Origin of the sequence: Rickettsia endosymbiont of Culicoides newsteadi (assembly GCF_002259525.1) — a bacterium.
Taxonomy (GTDB): Bacteria; Pseudomonadota; Alphaproteobacteria; order Rickettsiales; family Rickettsiaceae; genus Tisiphia.
Genome location: NZ_MWZE01000001.1, coordinates 1 through 14,111 on the forward strand (window position 1 = coordinate 1; position 14,111 = coordinate 14,111).

Here is a 14,111-nt window from a genome sequence, read left to right on the forward strand (position 1 = left end):
TCTATGGAGAATCCAATAGTTGCTAAAGAATTTTTGGCAACTCATTTGCCTAAAGATGTGTTGGCTTTAATCGATAGTACATCTTTAAAATTAGAAAAAGATAGTTTTATTGAGCCAGACCTTTCTGAAACTATCTCTGATGTATTATTTTCTGTTAAGTTTAATGATCAGGATGGCTATATTTTTTTGCTATTGGAACATCAAAGTACTGTTGATAAAATGATGGCATTTAGGTTATTTAAATATATGATTAATATTTGTGATCTATATTTAACTACTAATCCTAAAGCTATAGTCAATTCAGGAGAATTTGGGGCTAGGAACGATGGAGCGACGCCTATAAGTAATAGGCGAGCGACGAGTGACGACGTCACCAACTTCTCATCAATTGACTATAAAAGCCTTCCATTAATTTATCCCTTAATACTTTATAATGGCAAGAAGAAATATAACGAACCTCTTAATATATGAAATTTATTTAGCCATCCAGATTTAGCCAGAGGCTTCTGGACAAATGATTGTCAGCTTATTAACGTACATGACATCCCCGATGAAGAACTCAAGAAAAAAGTATGGTCTGGGATTTTGTTATTTTTCCTCAAACACATCCACGAACGTCAATTACTGAAAAGATGGCAGGAAATTTCTCATCTCTTGCCTAAATTGAGTAAAATAACAATAGGTCATGACCACATAAGAAATCTATTGACCTATACTTTGACCTTTATTGAGCAAAGTGATAAAATAGAGTTAGAAAAAATATTAAAAAATAGTTTAACTAAAGAAAAAGGAGAAAAACTTATGCCTAGTATAGCTCAAGTATGGAAAGAAGAAGGGATTCAAATCGGAGAAGCTAGGGGAGAAGCTAGGGGAGAAGCTAGGGGAGAAGCTAAAGGAGAAGCTAAAGGAGAAGCTAAATTAATAAAAATGATGATAAATAATGGTAGCTCTATTGAAGAAGTAGCGAAAATTACTGGACTATCTATTACTAAAATCAATGAATTACTGAAAGTACAGTAAATAATGGATTATTAAACTAAAAATTATGTCATTATTTCTTTCACAAAAAAACAAGACTATAGGGATAGTTGGTCTAGGTAAGACTGGTATGGCTGCTTATCAATCGCTAAATAAAGTAGCTAGGATAATTTGTTATGATCAACTAGGTAGTAGTAGGGATGCTTTCAGTAAAATTTATGGAAACGATAATTTGGTTAGCTTTTCTGATCAGCGGTGGCAGGATATTGATAAGATATTGTTGAGTCCAGGTGTTCCCTTATCGCATGACATTGTTACCATGGCGAATGTCCGTAATATATCAATAACCTCAGATATAGACTTATTATTTGAGGAAGTTAAGTTTAGAGGTGGGAAGAAAGCTAATTTCATCGGTATAACTTGTACTAATGGTAAGAGTACTACCACTGCTCTAACTGGTCATATTTTACAGTTTTGTGGTTTTGATTATCCAGTTGGCGGGAATATTGGTGTTCCTGCCTTAAGTATGGGATTAGATTGTCAAGGGTATGTATTAGAGCTATCTTCCTTTCAGTTAGACTTATTAAGCAGTTTTAAAGCTAAAATTGCTGTGCTACTTAATATTACCGAGGATCATTTAGATCGGCATAATAATATGCAAGGCTATATTGTCGCTAAAAAGAAAATCTTTGATCGAATGGATAAAGATTCATTTGCCATAATTAGTGTTGATAATGAAATTACCAACAATATTTTCTTAGAGTTACAAAAGGAGAATACCACAAATTTAATACCAATCTCTGTTGGTAAAATCCTTGATAAAGGAGTATCAATTTGTAATAATGTTGTTTATGACAATATTTTTGAACCAATTACTATTAATTTGCCAAATAATAGCTATCTACAAGGCATCCATAATCAGGAAAATATTGTTGCCAGTTATGCGGCTTGTCGGATTATAGGGGTAAGACCAGAACAAATAATTGCTGCTATCGAGTTATTTAAGGGGTTACCACACAGAATGCAATATGTTGGTACAATATACTCAGATCATTCGAGTATGATAAAATTTTATAACGATAGCAAAGCTACCAATAGCATTGCTGCTTCTAAATCCCTTGCTGCACTTGATAATATATATTGGCTAGCTGGAGGAGTGGCAAAAGAAGGAGGAATAACAAATTTAGCTCCATGGTTTGATAAAATTCATAAGGCTTATCTTTTTGGTCAAGATAAAGAACTTTTTGCATCGTCACTTAAGGGTAGAGTAAATTTTCAAATTTGTCAAAATTTGCAGGAGGCTTTTAATGTTGCAGTTAGAGATGCAATGCAAGATATAGGGAGCATAAAAAATATTTTGTTAGCTCCAGCTTGTGCCTCTTACGATCAATTTAAAAATTTTGAAGAACGCGGAAATCTATTTATAGAGTTATATAATATTATTGCTAACCATGATTAAAGATAATCATAATAATGAATTATCTAACAATTACCTAAAATGGTGGTGGCGTAGTATCGACCAGCAAATGATTATTGCTTTAGTAATCCTGTTTGTTTTTAGTATGATGTTGGTTACTACAGCTGGACCAGTAATAGCAAATAGAATAGGACTCAATGAGCATTATTTTGCCTCTAGACAATTATTTTATCTTGCTAGTGCATCGCTATTGATCATTCTTTTTTCCCTTTTTTCCAAAAAATGGTTAAAGAGATTGTCAATTTTAGGATTTATTGTTAGCATATTGTTATTAATTTTAGTTAAATTCTATGGTTATGAAGTTAAGGGGGCTATTCGCTGGATTAATATTTTAGGTTTTTCGATGCAGCCTTCAGAATTTATAAAACCATTTTTTGCGGTAGTTGCAGGTTGGATATTATCATTGAAATTTGAGGGGGAATTTCCAAGTTTTTCTATTTGTATAGTTCTGTATGGTATCATTGCTTTATTATTAATTATCCAGCCAGATTTTGGTATGTTAGTGATGGTTACTGCAGTTTTTGGTATTCAGCTTTTTGTTGCTGGTATGCCAATATTTTGGATTATGCTTGCTGCTTTTATGTTGTTATTTGGTGTTACAGCAGCTTATTTTTGGCTGCCTCATGTAGCGAAAAGGATTAATAGTTTTTTTGATCCAGAGAGTATTAGTAATTATCAAGTTAGTAAGTCAATCAGAGCATTTGAGCATGGTGGTTTATATGGTTGTGGTCCTGGTGAAGGAGCGGTAAAACAAGTATTGCCGGATTCTCATGCTGATTTTATTTTTGCTGTTGCTGGTGAGGAATTTGGGGCGATTATCTGCTTGATAATTATAGGAATATTTGCTTTTATAGTGATTCGTAGTTTACTGAAACTCATTAACGAAGAAGATAAATTTGTTCAATTGGCAGCAAGTGGTATTGTTGCACAGATAGGTTTACAAGCCTTAATTAATATAGGTGTTACCTTGAATTTATTACCAACCAAAGGGATGACATTACCATTTATTAGCTATGGTGGTTCTTCAACTTTTGCCATAGCTATTGCTACAGGGATGCTGCTTGGTTTTACCAAACATAAAACTTCCCTTACTAACTATAAAATTCAAGATATTGACATATGAAGAGTATAATTGTTGTTGGTGGTGGTACGGCAGGCCATCTATTTCCCGCTATTGCTTTGGCTGAAGAATTGGTGAAACGCGGGTATAAATTACACCTTATTACTGACGTTAGATGCCAAAAATATTTAACTGAAGATTTACCGCTCATTCCACATATAATAAATTTTAGATTGCCACCGAAAGGGTTGTTTAATAAGTTTAAATTATTAATTTGTTTATTATTTATGATTTTTAAGATGTTATTGCTATTAGTGCAGGTCAAACCTTGTGTTATAATTGGGTTTGGTGGCTATCCCTCTGCTCCTCCTCTGATAGCAGCTGTATTGTTACGTATTCCTATCGTAATTTATGAACAAAACTGCTTTATTGGTAAGGTCAATAGATTATTCTTAAAATGGGCCAGAAGAGTTGCGCTTACCTATGAGGAAACTAAAAATTATAATATTGTTGACTATAATAAGAAATTAGTTATAGGAAATATAGTACGGGATAATGTTAAAAAGCTGAAAGTTAAGGATAATTTTAGCAATGATATTTTTCGAATATTGATTTTTGGTGGAAGTCAGGGAGCAAAGGTGTTTTCTACTTTAATACCGGAAGCGATTAAGATATTAGTGCAATCAAATCCTGATATTAAACTACATATTACCCAACAAGCTCCTCCAGAAGATTTAGACAATATTGCTAAAATTTATAGTGAATTAAACATCCCACATAAAATAGCCGATTTCTTTTATGATATGGATCAGCAATATGCCAATCAAGAACTAGTAATATCAAGGGCTGGGGCATCAACTATTTCTGAGCTTAGCTATATTGGCTTGCCGGCAATTTTTATTCCGCTACCTTTTGCTACTGAAAACCATCAATTCTATAATGCCAAGGCACTGGAAGATAGTGGGGCAGGGTGGTGTTTTGAACAAAATAAAATTACTGCAGAAAAATTAGCCGATAAACTCTTAGTGCTAATAAAAAATCGTGATATACTGGAGCGGGCATCTTGTGAATTATTAAAGCGGAAAAATGACGGTAGTAATATTTTAGCTGATACAGTAGAAGAAATAGTAAACTGATTCTTGCAACTTGGGTGATTTTGTGTCATTAATTATGTTACTATAAAATTATCGGACTAATTTATGTTAAAAAAAGTTATTATTATAGTTTTGGGATTATCCCTACTTTCAGGTTGTACTGATGGGTTTAGAGGATATTTCAAAAAATCTGCTAATAATAAAATTATAGATAGTAAAGGTTTTGCCGGTGGCAAACGTCCACCGCTTTATAATAAGAAATATATAGCGATGGCAAAAAGAAATGTTATGGAAGAAAATTTTGATGATGATGAGGGGGATTTGTTTAGTGAATATGATACTGAAACAATCAATCCAACTTTAAGAAATCGTCAAATGTATATTAAGATGGTAAAACAAGATGCGGAACGTAATGAAAAACGTAAGCAAAATCAAGAAAAAGAATATCCTTCATTGAATTCGGCAAATGATAAGCTGAAGAAACAAAATAATGATAAGAATGATCAAGCAAACAATAATTTGCACAAAGAGCTAGAGCAAATTAAAGCTATTTTGCGTGAAACTAAGAAAGATTTAGAAAAATATAGATGTCCTGCACGACAAACTACTAACCAACAAACTGTTGATAAAGTTTTACCAAATAAAGCTAAAACAGGTAGTAGTAAAAAAATTAAGGAAGTCGAAGCCAGTAAGAATAATAAAACTAACAAGCCACTTGGCAAGTCAGAGATGCAAAAGAAATTTCTTAGTGAAGATGATGATATAAAGACCACTGATGCTATAGTCAAATGATGAGAAGTTGAGGACGTCGTCACTCGTTGCTTACTTATTACTTAACATTATTGCGAGGTCATTGCGAGACCTTAGGTCTATGAAGCAATCCAGAAATGATTAAAAATGGATTGCCACGCTCACATATGTTCGCTCGCAATGACGACTTTTCTACTTTATTTTCTTAAACTGATGCCTATGTGTAATGACGGGTGAGGTTTGGGCATTCCTTGCAATGACGGAAGGGTTTTACCCAGGCGTCAACTATAGTAGGAGTAAATATGAACAATATATTCGCTAATTTTAAGTTAGCGTTAGCTAAGAATAATGGCAGCTTTTTTGAGCATGACATTATCTGTAATAATGAGTTAGTAAGATTAAGACCATTAAACGCAGATGATATGCCTGAGTTTGTTCGGTTCCATTATGATTACGCAGTTTGGAAATATTTTGCTATCAAAATGTCTCAAGTACAAGATATGAACGACTACGTTGATGATGCTATACAACAAAGGAAAATGGGTTTACGATATCATTTTACTATTGAAGAGCAGAAAACAGGAAAAATTGTTGGGTCAACGGCTTTTGGCAATTATTCTCCAAAAGATAGAAGGATAGAAATAGGTTGGAGTTGGATAGAAACATTGTTTCAAGGAAGTGGTATTAATAAAAATGCCAAGCTTCTTTTATTGCATTTTGCCTTTGATTACCTTAATATGGAAAGGGTAGAGTTTAAAACAGATGCACTTAATGTAAGAGCTAAAGGTGGGCTAATTAAAATTGGAGCAACTGAAGAAGGTGTATTGCGAAGCCACACTCTTATGCCTGATGATAGACGCCGAGATACAGTATATTATAGTATACTTAAAGATGAGTGGGATACAAAATTACGGTTAAAAAACTTTTCTGATTGCTCAGGCTCTATAGAAGCAGGGGGCTAGATTCCCCACAACTGTTGAAAGTTAGAAGAGGAAGAGGTTTTAGACCGGATAGTTTAAAAGTCGTATGTGGTCAACGTCTATTAGCGAGAAAGACCTTAGGTCGACGAAGCAATCCACAAAAGTAACCAAAGATGGATTGCCACGACCTACTTGCGTGGTCTCGCAATGACAGAAAACCTATCTAAAACCCGCTTTACCTTCTAACTTTCAACAGTTGTGCTAGATTCCCGCTTACGCGGGAATGACAATAGTGGGAGGAAATGATAATAGTGGGCGGGAATTACAATTTACAACTAGATGGGTTTTGCTGAATAAAGATATAAAATTTGTGGTAGTAGCATTTGCTACTGTTTCTAGGTTTGTTTCTTTTATTTCAGCTATTTTTTCTGCTACATATTTGACAAAAGCTGGTTCGTTTTGTTTGCCACGCATCGGAACAGGGGCAAGATAAGGAGAATCTGTTTCAATTAATAACCGGTCTAGTGGAATATAACGTACTATATCCTGTAAATCGGTGGCGTTTTTAAAGGTTACAATTCCAGCAATCGATATATACATACCAAGGTCAAGCATTTTTTTTGCCAAATGCTTTGAAGCGGTAAAGCAATGAATAAGACCGTGAAACGCGGTATTTTGCATTTCGCTACTTAAAATATCAATAGTATCTTGTTCGGCTTCTCTTGTATGGACTATAATTGGCAACCCGGTACTTTGAGATGCCTGTATATGTTGCCCAAAAGAACTAATCTGTTGATGTTTGTCTGATGTCTGGTAATAATAATCGAGACCAGTTTCACCAATGCCAATAATTTTCGGATGATTACAATATTCCATAATAGTTTCGCACGAGACAATTTCCTTCACTTCATTGGGGTGAACTCCACACGAAGCAAAGACATTGCCGTATCTTACGGCTATTTCTAAAATATCCGGCAATTCCTCAATGGTAGTACATATAGTCTGCATGTACTTAACATTATTATTCTCAGCTCTGCTTATTATGGCTGATAAATCTTCTTTTAACATGTTGAGGTGACAATGAGAATCAATTAATATACTTTCTGCATAAGCCAGGCTAGTTGGTGATTTTGTTGTCGAATTATGGATCATCATTTTATCCAATTTTTTGTAATTATGATATTAGCAATTTTTTCTACTTCATTAAGAGGGGAATAATTATAGTTTTCAAGCTGCATTACAGATTTGTCTAGTATTTTAGCTATTCCTAATTCTAGCAAATTTTGTGTAAATGCTAGATGTTTAGGTGATTTAAAATTACTAGGACAGAATATATAAAGAGGTTTACCAGTGGAAGCTGCCTCACTACACATAGAAATCGAATCAGCCGTAGAAATTATGTAATCTGCCTGTGCCAACATCCCAAAATAAGGATTAGGTTTAGCTTCTTCCTCTGTTGGATCGTAAATAATAGCCGATGAAGGTACCTTATTTTTGATAATTTGTTTTGCTGAATTAGGAGTACGTCGACTAAAGCTAATGAACAGGGTATGTTTTTCATCTTGGGTCTTAGTAAGATTAGATAATATTGCAGCAAATTCGCGAGCATTTTCGTCGGTAAATTGATAATTTTTGCTATTACCACCAATAATTACCGATATAAACTGCTTAAGATATGGATAATTTTTGCGTAACTCAATACCGCCAGCCTGTATTTTTGCTTGAACATTATTAAGAGCTCCAGTAATTCTCAATATATTCTTGTCATTCGTGCATAGTTCTTCCCTGCTAACCTTATCATGATGCGGTAAAATAATTAGGTCAAATTGCTTAAATGGTAGGTTGGGGTGCATAATTTGAATAATTTTTACTTTCCCAGCAGATTTATGTTTTAAATAGCTCGCTAAAGAAGCGGTTCTTCTCCCAGCAGAAATTATTAAGTCAGGGAAGCCTTCCATCTCCCACGATTGTAACAGCTGCTTTTTCACATGGATAGGGCTAAGGGCTAGTAAAAAATTTGGTAATTTACCCCAAAAATTATATTCAATAGGTTTTAATTGATAACCAAGACCAAGCTTTTCTGCTAGAGCTATAGCTTGATTGACATTACCCACCCTGCTATCAGCTAATACCCAAATCTTGGGTTTAATATTGTGCATTTTTCATAATTATTGTTAAGTTATCATTTTATCAATAGCTAATTCATTATTTATTGCTTTTATATTTACAATATCACCGCTACCGATTCTACTAGAAAGAATCATTTTGGCGAAATTATTCTGTAATTCTCGTTGAATAACTCTTTTCAATGGTCTAGCACCAAACATTGAATCATAACCTTTATCAGCCAGGTAATTTATTGCCGATTGATCAAATTGCAATGTAATATTTTGTTGTGAAAGAATTTCTTTCAAATTATCTAGTTGTATTTTGACAATATCATGTATGTCAGCACGAGTTAGTTTATGGAATAGAATAATCTCATCTAGCCTATTTAAGAACTCAGGTTTAAATGTTGCTCGTACATGTTTCATTACTTGTTCTTTAATTGCATCTTGGTCATCATCTTGCTGTTGATTAATAAGTATTTCAGCCCCAAGGTTGGAAGTAAGAACAATGATGGTATTTTTAAAATCAACAGTTATTCCTTGACTATCAGTTAGACGACCTTCATCCAAAATTTGTAACATGATATTGAAAATATCCGTATGGGCTTTTTCTACCTCATCAAATAAAATAACTTGATAAGGTCTCCTACGTACCGCTTCTGTTAAAACTCCTCCCTGCTCATAACCAACATAGCCTGGAGGAGCCCCAATCAAACGTGATATAGAGTGTTTTTCCATATATTCAGACATATCAATTCTGAGAATGGCATTACGATCGTCAAATAAAAAAAGTGCCAAAGCTTTGGTTAGTTCCGTTTTACCAACACCAGTTGGACCTAAGAATAAAAACGATCCAAGTGGTCTATTATGATCCTGTATTCCAGCACGAGAACGACGCACAGCATCGCTGACTCCTTTTATAGCTTCATCTTGACCGATTACCGATTGACGTAGTTTATCTTCCATCGCTAATAACTTCTCACGTTCGCTTGATAGCATTGTGTCAATTGGTATACCAGTAATTTTGGAAATAATTATAGCTATATCGTTTTCTGATACAACTTCTTTTGATAATTTGTTATTTCCCCCTTCTACTGCTTGTTGTAGTTTCTTAGTCAAATCAGGAATAATACCATATTTCAACTCACTAGCTCGGGCAAGATCACTACTTCTTTCTGCTCTTTCAAGTTTTAAACGAGCTTTTTCTAGCTCTTCTTTTAATTTCTGTTCAATATGTATTTGGGATTTTTCAGCTTGCCAGCTAGCATTCATATCGTAAGAACGAGATTCAAGTTTAGTTAATTCGTCTGTTAATTGGATAATTTTCTTTTTTGAATATTCATCATCTTCTTTTTTTAGAGCTGCTAGCTCAATTTTTATTTGAATGATACGACGATCAAGCTCATCTAATTCTTCCGGTTTGCTAGATAATTCTATTTTTAGCCGACTACATGCTTCATCGATTAAATCAATAGCTTTATCTGGTAAATAACGATCGGTAATATATCTGTTAGATAGAGTGCTAGCGGCAACTATAGCACTATCAACAATTTTTACGCCATGATGTAATTCGTATTTGTCCTTAATACCACGCAGAATCGAAATAGTATCTTCTACTGTTGGTTCATTAACGTAAACTGCTTGAAATCTTCTGGCAAGAGCGGTATCTTTCTCGATATATTTGCGATATTCATCTAAAGTCGTAGCACCGATACAATGAAGTTCTCCTCTAGCAAGCATTGGCTTTAGTAAATTTGATGCATCCATGGCTCCGTCTGTCTTACCAGTTCCTACTAAAAGATGTAGCTCATCAATAAATAAAATAATCTCCCCACTAGAGTGCTTAATCTCATTTAATACAGCTTTTAGTCGTTCTTCGAATTCACCACGATATTTAGCCCCAGCAATTAAAGCTCCCATATCAAGTTCAATGATTCGACAATTTGCTAGAGTTTCTGGAATATCTTGGCTAAATATTCTTTGGGCTAACCCTTCTATTATGGCTGTTTTACCAACTCCTGGCTCTCCTATTAGCACAGGATTATTTTTCATTCTTCTTGACAAAACTTGCACGGTTCTTCTAATTTCCTCATCTCTACCGATGATTGGATCAAGTTTACCAAGTTCTGCTAGCTCGGTTACATCTCTACCATATTTTTTTAGGGCGTCATAACTACTTTTAGAAGAGTTATTATCTGCTGTCTTACCTTTTCTTAACTGTAAAATTGCTGCGTTTATTTTTTTATTAGTTATTGCATTCTCTGATAAAATCTTACCAGCAGAGGTTTTATCATATGATAATGCCTCAAAAATTCTCTCAATAGTTATAAAACTATCGGCATTATTCTTTGCAAGCTCTAATGCTTTATCAAGTAATTTTAGTGCTTCTGATGATAGGTAAAGTTGTCCTCCTCCCTCTATTTGTACTTTTGGGATTTTGTTTAATTCTACGGTTATAGCTCTATTCAAATCATCGAAGCTAGTACCTAAAGTATTAATAAGATTATCAATAACTCCACTATCATCGTTTAATAAACTCGCCAATATGTGTAATGGCAATATTTGCTGATGATCATTTTTTGCTGCTATGCTTTGGGCATTAGATAATACAGATTTTGCCTGGGTAGTAAATTTATCTATGTTCATTGCCATAACCTCATAAATTTTAAATTAACTCAAAGTTTATTATAGCCAACCCGATTAGTATTACTCCGTCATTGCGAGCGAACATATGTGAGCGTGGTAATCCTTTCTAATTACTTTTTTGGATTACTTCGTCGACCTGCGGTCTTCTCGCAATGACGTTAGTTTGTTATGAGCTATACTATAAATATATCATAATATTTTCTTCCACTAAGTACTTTAATATATAATTAATGGTGAATAATAATACAAGAGATGCTGGTATATTAAATCAATAAATCAAATTTCTTGATTAATTTACTTAAATCTTATAGAACTCATAGGAGTAGTATAATAAAAACCCTAAATTTAGGGTATTCTATTTTATTTTATATAATATAAATTATTTTTTAGACCGGTAATGAATCATAACATAGTTAACTTGGTAGCTGCAATTGTCTTGTCCCTTGGGATTATTTTTGGATGGCAATATTTTTATGATAAACCAAGATTACAAAAATTAGAACAGCAAAATAAAATATATAACAAGCAAGTTCAAGAGTTAAAGAAAAAGAATACTCAAGTAGCACCCCCTAAAGAAGCTGAATCACCTGTTTCTACCAAGAGAATTCGGATAGACTCAGAACTTCTTTCTGGCTCGATTGCTTTAAAAGGGCTCCGGTTTGATGATTTAATTTTGTTGAAATATAAGCAAGATTTATCACCAGACAGTAAACCTGTTGTGTTATTTGCCCATTCTCAGTCAGAAGAAGCTTATTTTGCTGAAATAGGCTGGTTTAACAAGGATAATAGTATTATTCTTCCTGATAGTGAAACTCTGTGGCAGGCTGATAATGATCAGTTAACGCCTACAAACCCTGTGAATTTGTCATGGATCAACAAAGATGGGGTTAAATTCTTGGTTACGATAAGTATGGATAGTAATTATTTATTTACCATAGATCAAACTACGGTGAATGATAGCAAAGAACCAATTTCAGTGCAATATTATGGACTAATTAACCGTAAATATATTGGTAAAGAAAAATCAGTTAATATACTACATCAAGGACCAATCGGTGTTATTGATGGTAGGCTTAAAGAACATTCTTTTGACGATTTAAAAGATAAGAAAATTGAGAAATTTCCACAAACTGTTGTTGATTGGGTTGGTATAACCGATAAATATTGGTTATCTTCCTTAATTCCAGATAAAGCTAGTATGTATAGTTCCAACTTCAATTATGCAATGAAAAACGGTGTTGAAAAATACCAGGTCGACTTCATTTCTTCAACTCAGACTATAGAAGTAGGACAAAAACTTACTATATCGCAAAGATTATTTGCCGGAGCAAAGAAAGTTGACTTATTAGACAAATACGAAAAGCAATATAATATTAAATTATTTGACCGGGCAATTGATTTTGGTTGGTTTTATATAATCACTAAACCAGTCTTTAATGCTATGAACTTTTTTTATCACTATGTTGGTAACTTTGGCATTAGTATTTTGATTGTAACTGTTATTATAAAACTGCTAATGTTTACTTTGGCTAATAAATCATATCGTTCTATGAAGAGAATGAAAAATATTCAGCCCGAAGTAGAGAGGATTAGAGCGTTATATGCTGATGATAAAATGAGACTTAACCAAGAAGTTATGGCGTTGTATAAAAGAGAAAAGGTTAATCCCCTTGCTGGTTGTCTACCGATTATTGTACAAATTCCGGTGTTTTTCTCAATTTACAAAGTGTTGTACGTAACTATTGAGATGCGTCAGGCACCATTTTTTGGTTGGATAAAAGATCTGTCTGCTCCCGATCCAACATCAATTTTTAACTTATTCGGGTTACTGCCATTTGCCTGTCCAAGCTTCCTAATGATTGGTGTATGGCCTATTTTTATGGCTCTTACTATGTTCTTACAGCAAAGGATGAGTCCAGAACCAGCCGATCCAATTCAAGCACAAGTAATGAAATTTATGCCACTGGTTTTTTTAGTAATGTTTAGTAGTTTCCCAGCTGGGTTATTGATTTATTGGTCCTGGAATAATATTTTATCAATAATTCAGCAATATTACATTAATAAGCTAGATAAGAATGTCGGTTGATAAGGTTACAAAACTATTTCGGCAAGAGGTAAAATTTATAGCTGGTGTGGCAAAAATAAATCAGTTCCCTAATACATCTGTACCAGAGATTGCCTTTGTTGGTAAATCAAATGTTGGTAAGTCAAGTTTGATTAATAGTATCTGTAATAATTCAAGTATTGCTAAGGTTTCTAATACTCCTGGTCGCACTAGGCAAATAAATTTTTTCTCCCTTATCGATAGACTTATTTTAGTTGATCTTCCTGGATATGGCTTTGCTGAAGTGCCAATATATATCAAACAACAGTGGGAAGTATTAATAACATACTATCTCAGAATGAGTGTAAATCTCAAATTAGTAAATTTGTTGATTGATGCTAGAAGAGGAGTAAAGCAAAATGATATGGAAATTGCTAAATTGTTACTTTCTTGCAATAAAGATTTCCAAATTGTTTTTACCAAGTCAGATAAGGTAACAGATAAAGAAAACCTAACGGCGACAGCACAGAATTTTCTTGCAACTTTAGGCTACTCCTGTAATGTAATTTATACAAGTAGTAGGAGTAAAGAAGGGGCAAAAGAATTGCAGTTTAGTTTGGCAAAATGCATTAAATTATAAACTCACCTCACGTATGGCATTTAAAAGTCATATAGCAAATAGCTTGGCGTCATTGTATAAGCGTCGGTTTAAGAAAATAAAGTAGAAAAGTCGTCGTTGCGAGCCACCGTAGGTGGCGTGGCAATCCATTTCTAATCACTTTTCTAGATTGCTTCGTCGACCTTACGGTCTCCTCGCAATGACGGTTTTTCAATTATTGTTTTCTCAAACTGACGCTTATGCGTACGTTTGTTCGCAATGACGTTTTAATTGGCAACTCACGTTAATGAAAAAAATAACTAATATTACAAAAATAATGAAAACATCTATTAGTGGAGCATAAAAATCTGCTATAGTGAATTAACTTGAATTGGCGACGTTATAAATTCGATTAGTATTTAGTCTCAGCGTTATT

At 33.8% G+C, this 14,111-nt stretch carries 10 protein-coding genes and 2 pseudogenes; 9 read left to right on the forward strand and 3 right to left on the reverse strand.

What is annotated here, in order from left to right; all coding sequences use genetic code 11:
• The 7 genes and pseudogenes from RiCNE_RS08455 to RiCNE_RS00035 all read left to right on the forward strand — a co-directional run.
• Window positions 1-291: pseudogene (locus tag RiCNE_RS08455) on the forward strand (Rpn family recombination-promoting nuclease/putative transposase); the annotation flags it as partial.
• A 195-nt stretch (window positions 292-486) separates the two neighbouring features.
• Window positions 487-1,020: pseudogene (locus RiCNE_RS07375) on the forward strand (RpnC/YadD family protein); the annotation flags it as partial.
• 25 nt (window positions 1,021-1,045) lie between these two features.
• Window positions 1,046-2,437, forward strand: a complete 1,392-nt coding sequence (gene murD, locus RiCNE_RS00015; RefSeq protein WP_094648598.1) for a UDP-N-acetylmuramoyl-L-alanine--D-glutamate ligase — start codon at window positions 1,046-1,048, stop codon at window positions 2,435-2,437.
• Window positions 2,430-3,578, forward strand: a complete 1,149-nt coding sequence (ftsW, locus tag RiCNE_RS00020) for a putative lipid II flippase FtsW (RefSeq protein WP_094648599.1) — start codon at window positions 2,430-2,432, stop codon at window positions 3,576-3,578. Before murD ends, ftsW begins: the two co-directional genes overlap by 8 nt.
• Window positions 3,575-4,651 carry an undecaprenyldiphospho-muramoylpentapeptide beta-N-acetylglucosaminyltransferase gene (gene murG / locus RiCNE_RS00025; protein ID WP_094648600.1) on the forward strand — a complete coding sequence of 359 codons (1,077 nt, stop codon included), beginning with the start codon at window positions 3,575-3,577 and terminating at the stop codon, window positions 4,649-4,651. The genes ftsW and murG overlap by 4 nt, the downstream gene beginning before the upstream one ends.
• A gap of 63 nt (window positions 4,652-4,714) precedes the next feature.
• Entirely contained in the window at window positions 4,715-5,401 is a 687-nt protein-coding gene (locus RiCNE_RS00030; RefSeq protein WP_094648601.1) for a hypothetical protein, read from the forward strand.
• Between the two features lie 260 nt (window positions 5,402-5,661).
• Window positions 5,662-6,321 carry a GNAT family N-acetyltransferase gene (locus RiCNE_RS00035; RefSeq protein ID WP_094648602.1) on the forward strand — a complete coding sequence of 220 codons (660 nt, stop codon included), beginning with the start codon at window positions 5,662-5,664 and terminating at the stop codon, window positions 6,319-6,321.
• Window positions 6,322-6,552: 231 nt separating this feature from the next.
• Here the strand turns inward: RiCNE_RS00035 and RiCNE_RS00040 are convergent, their stop codons facing one another.
• Genes RiCNE_RS00040 through clpB form a run of 3 tightly spaced genes read right to left on the reverse strand, consistent with a single transcriptional unit; the run spans window position 6,553 to window position 11,033 of the window.
• Window positions 6,553-7,377, reverse strand: a complete 825-nt coding sequence (locus RiCNE_RS00040) for a TatD family hydrolase (RefSeq protein ID WP_239832520.1) — start codon at window positions 7,375-7,377, stop codon at window positions 6,553-6,555.
• A 53-nt stretch (window positions 7,378-7,430) separates the two neighbouring features.
• A complete protein-coding gene (locus RiCNE_RS00045) occupies window positions 7,431-8,438 on the reverse strand; it encodes a mitochondrial fission ELM1 family protein (protein ID WP_094648604.1) in 1,008 nt (335 codons plus the stop codon).
• A 15-nt stretch (window positions 8,439-8,453) separates the two neighbouring features.
• Window positions 8,454-11,033, reverse strand: coding sequence for an ATP-dependent chaperone ClpB (gene clpB, locus RiCNE_RS00050; protein WP_094648605.1), 2,580 nt, complete (start codon window positions 11,031-11,033; stop codon window positions 8,454-8,456).
• Between the two features lie 397 nt (window positions 11,034-11,430).
• Here clpB and yidC point away from each other — a divergent pair, with 397 nt between their 5' ends.
• Both yidC and yihA read left to right on the forward strand, forming a co-directional pair.
• Window positions 11,431-13,119: a membrane protein insertase YidC gene (gene yidC / locus RiCNE_RS00055; RefSeq protein WP_094648606.1), complete on the forward strand. Its 1,689-nt coding sequence runs from the start codon at window positions 11,431-11,433 to the stop codon at window positions 13,117-13,119.
• Window positions 13,109-13,717, forward strand: a complete 609-nt coding sequence (gene yihA / locus RiCNE_RS00060) for a ribosome biogenesis GTP-binding protein YihA/YsxC (RefSeq protein WP_094648607.1) — start codon at window positions 13,109-13,111, stop codon at window positions 13,715-13,717. The genes yidC and yihA overlap by 11 nt, the downstream gene beginning before the upstream one ends.
• The last annotated feature ends 394 nt before the right edge of the window (window positions 13,718-14,111 follow it).

What these genes read in the sequence shown, in the direction of transcription:
- RiCNE_RS00030 (WP_094648601.1), top strand. Translation starts at nt 4,715, where the DNA reads ATGTTAAAAAAAGTTATTATTATAGTTTTGGGATTATCCCTACTTTCA.
- yidC (WP_094648606.1), top strand. Translation starts at nt 11,431, where the DNA reads ATGAATCATAACATAGTTAACTTGGTAGCTGCAATTGTCTTGTCCCTT.
- yihA (WP_094648607.1), top strand. Translation starts at nt 13,109, where the DNA reads ATGTCGGTTGATAAGGTTACAAAACTATTTCGGCAAGAGGTAAAATTT.
- murD (WP_094648598.1), top strand. Translation starts at nt 1,046, where the DNA reads ATGTCATTATTTCTTTCACAAAAAAACAAGACTATAGGGATAGTTGGT.
- clpB (WP_094648605.1), bottom strand. Translation starts at nt 11,033, where the DNA reads ATGAACATAGATAAATTTACTACCCAGGCAAAATCTGTATTATCTAAT.
- RiCNE_RS00035 (WP_094648602.1), top strand. Translation starts at nt 5,662, where the DNA reads ATGAACAATATATTCGCTAATTTTAAGTTAGCGTTAGCTAAGAATAAT.
- ftsW (WP_094648599.1), top strand. Translation starts at nt 2,430, where the DNA reads ATGATTAAAGATAATCATAATAATGAATTATCTAACAATTACCTAAAA.
- RiCNE_RS00045 (WP_094648604.1), bottom strand. Translation starts at nt 8,438, where the DNA reads ATGCACAATATTAAACCCAAGATTTGGGTATTAGCTGATAGCAGGGTG.
- murG (WP_094648600.1), top strand. Translation starts at nt 3,575, where the DNA reads ATGAAGAGTATAATTGTTGTTGGTGGTGGTACGGCAGGCCATCTATTT.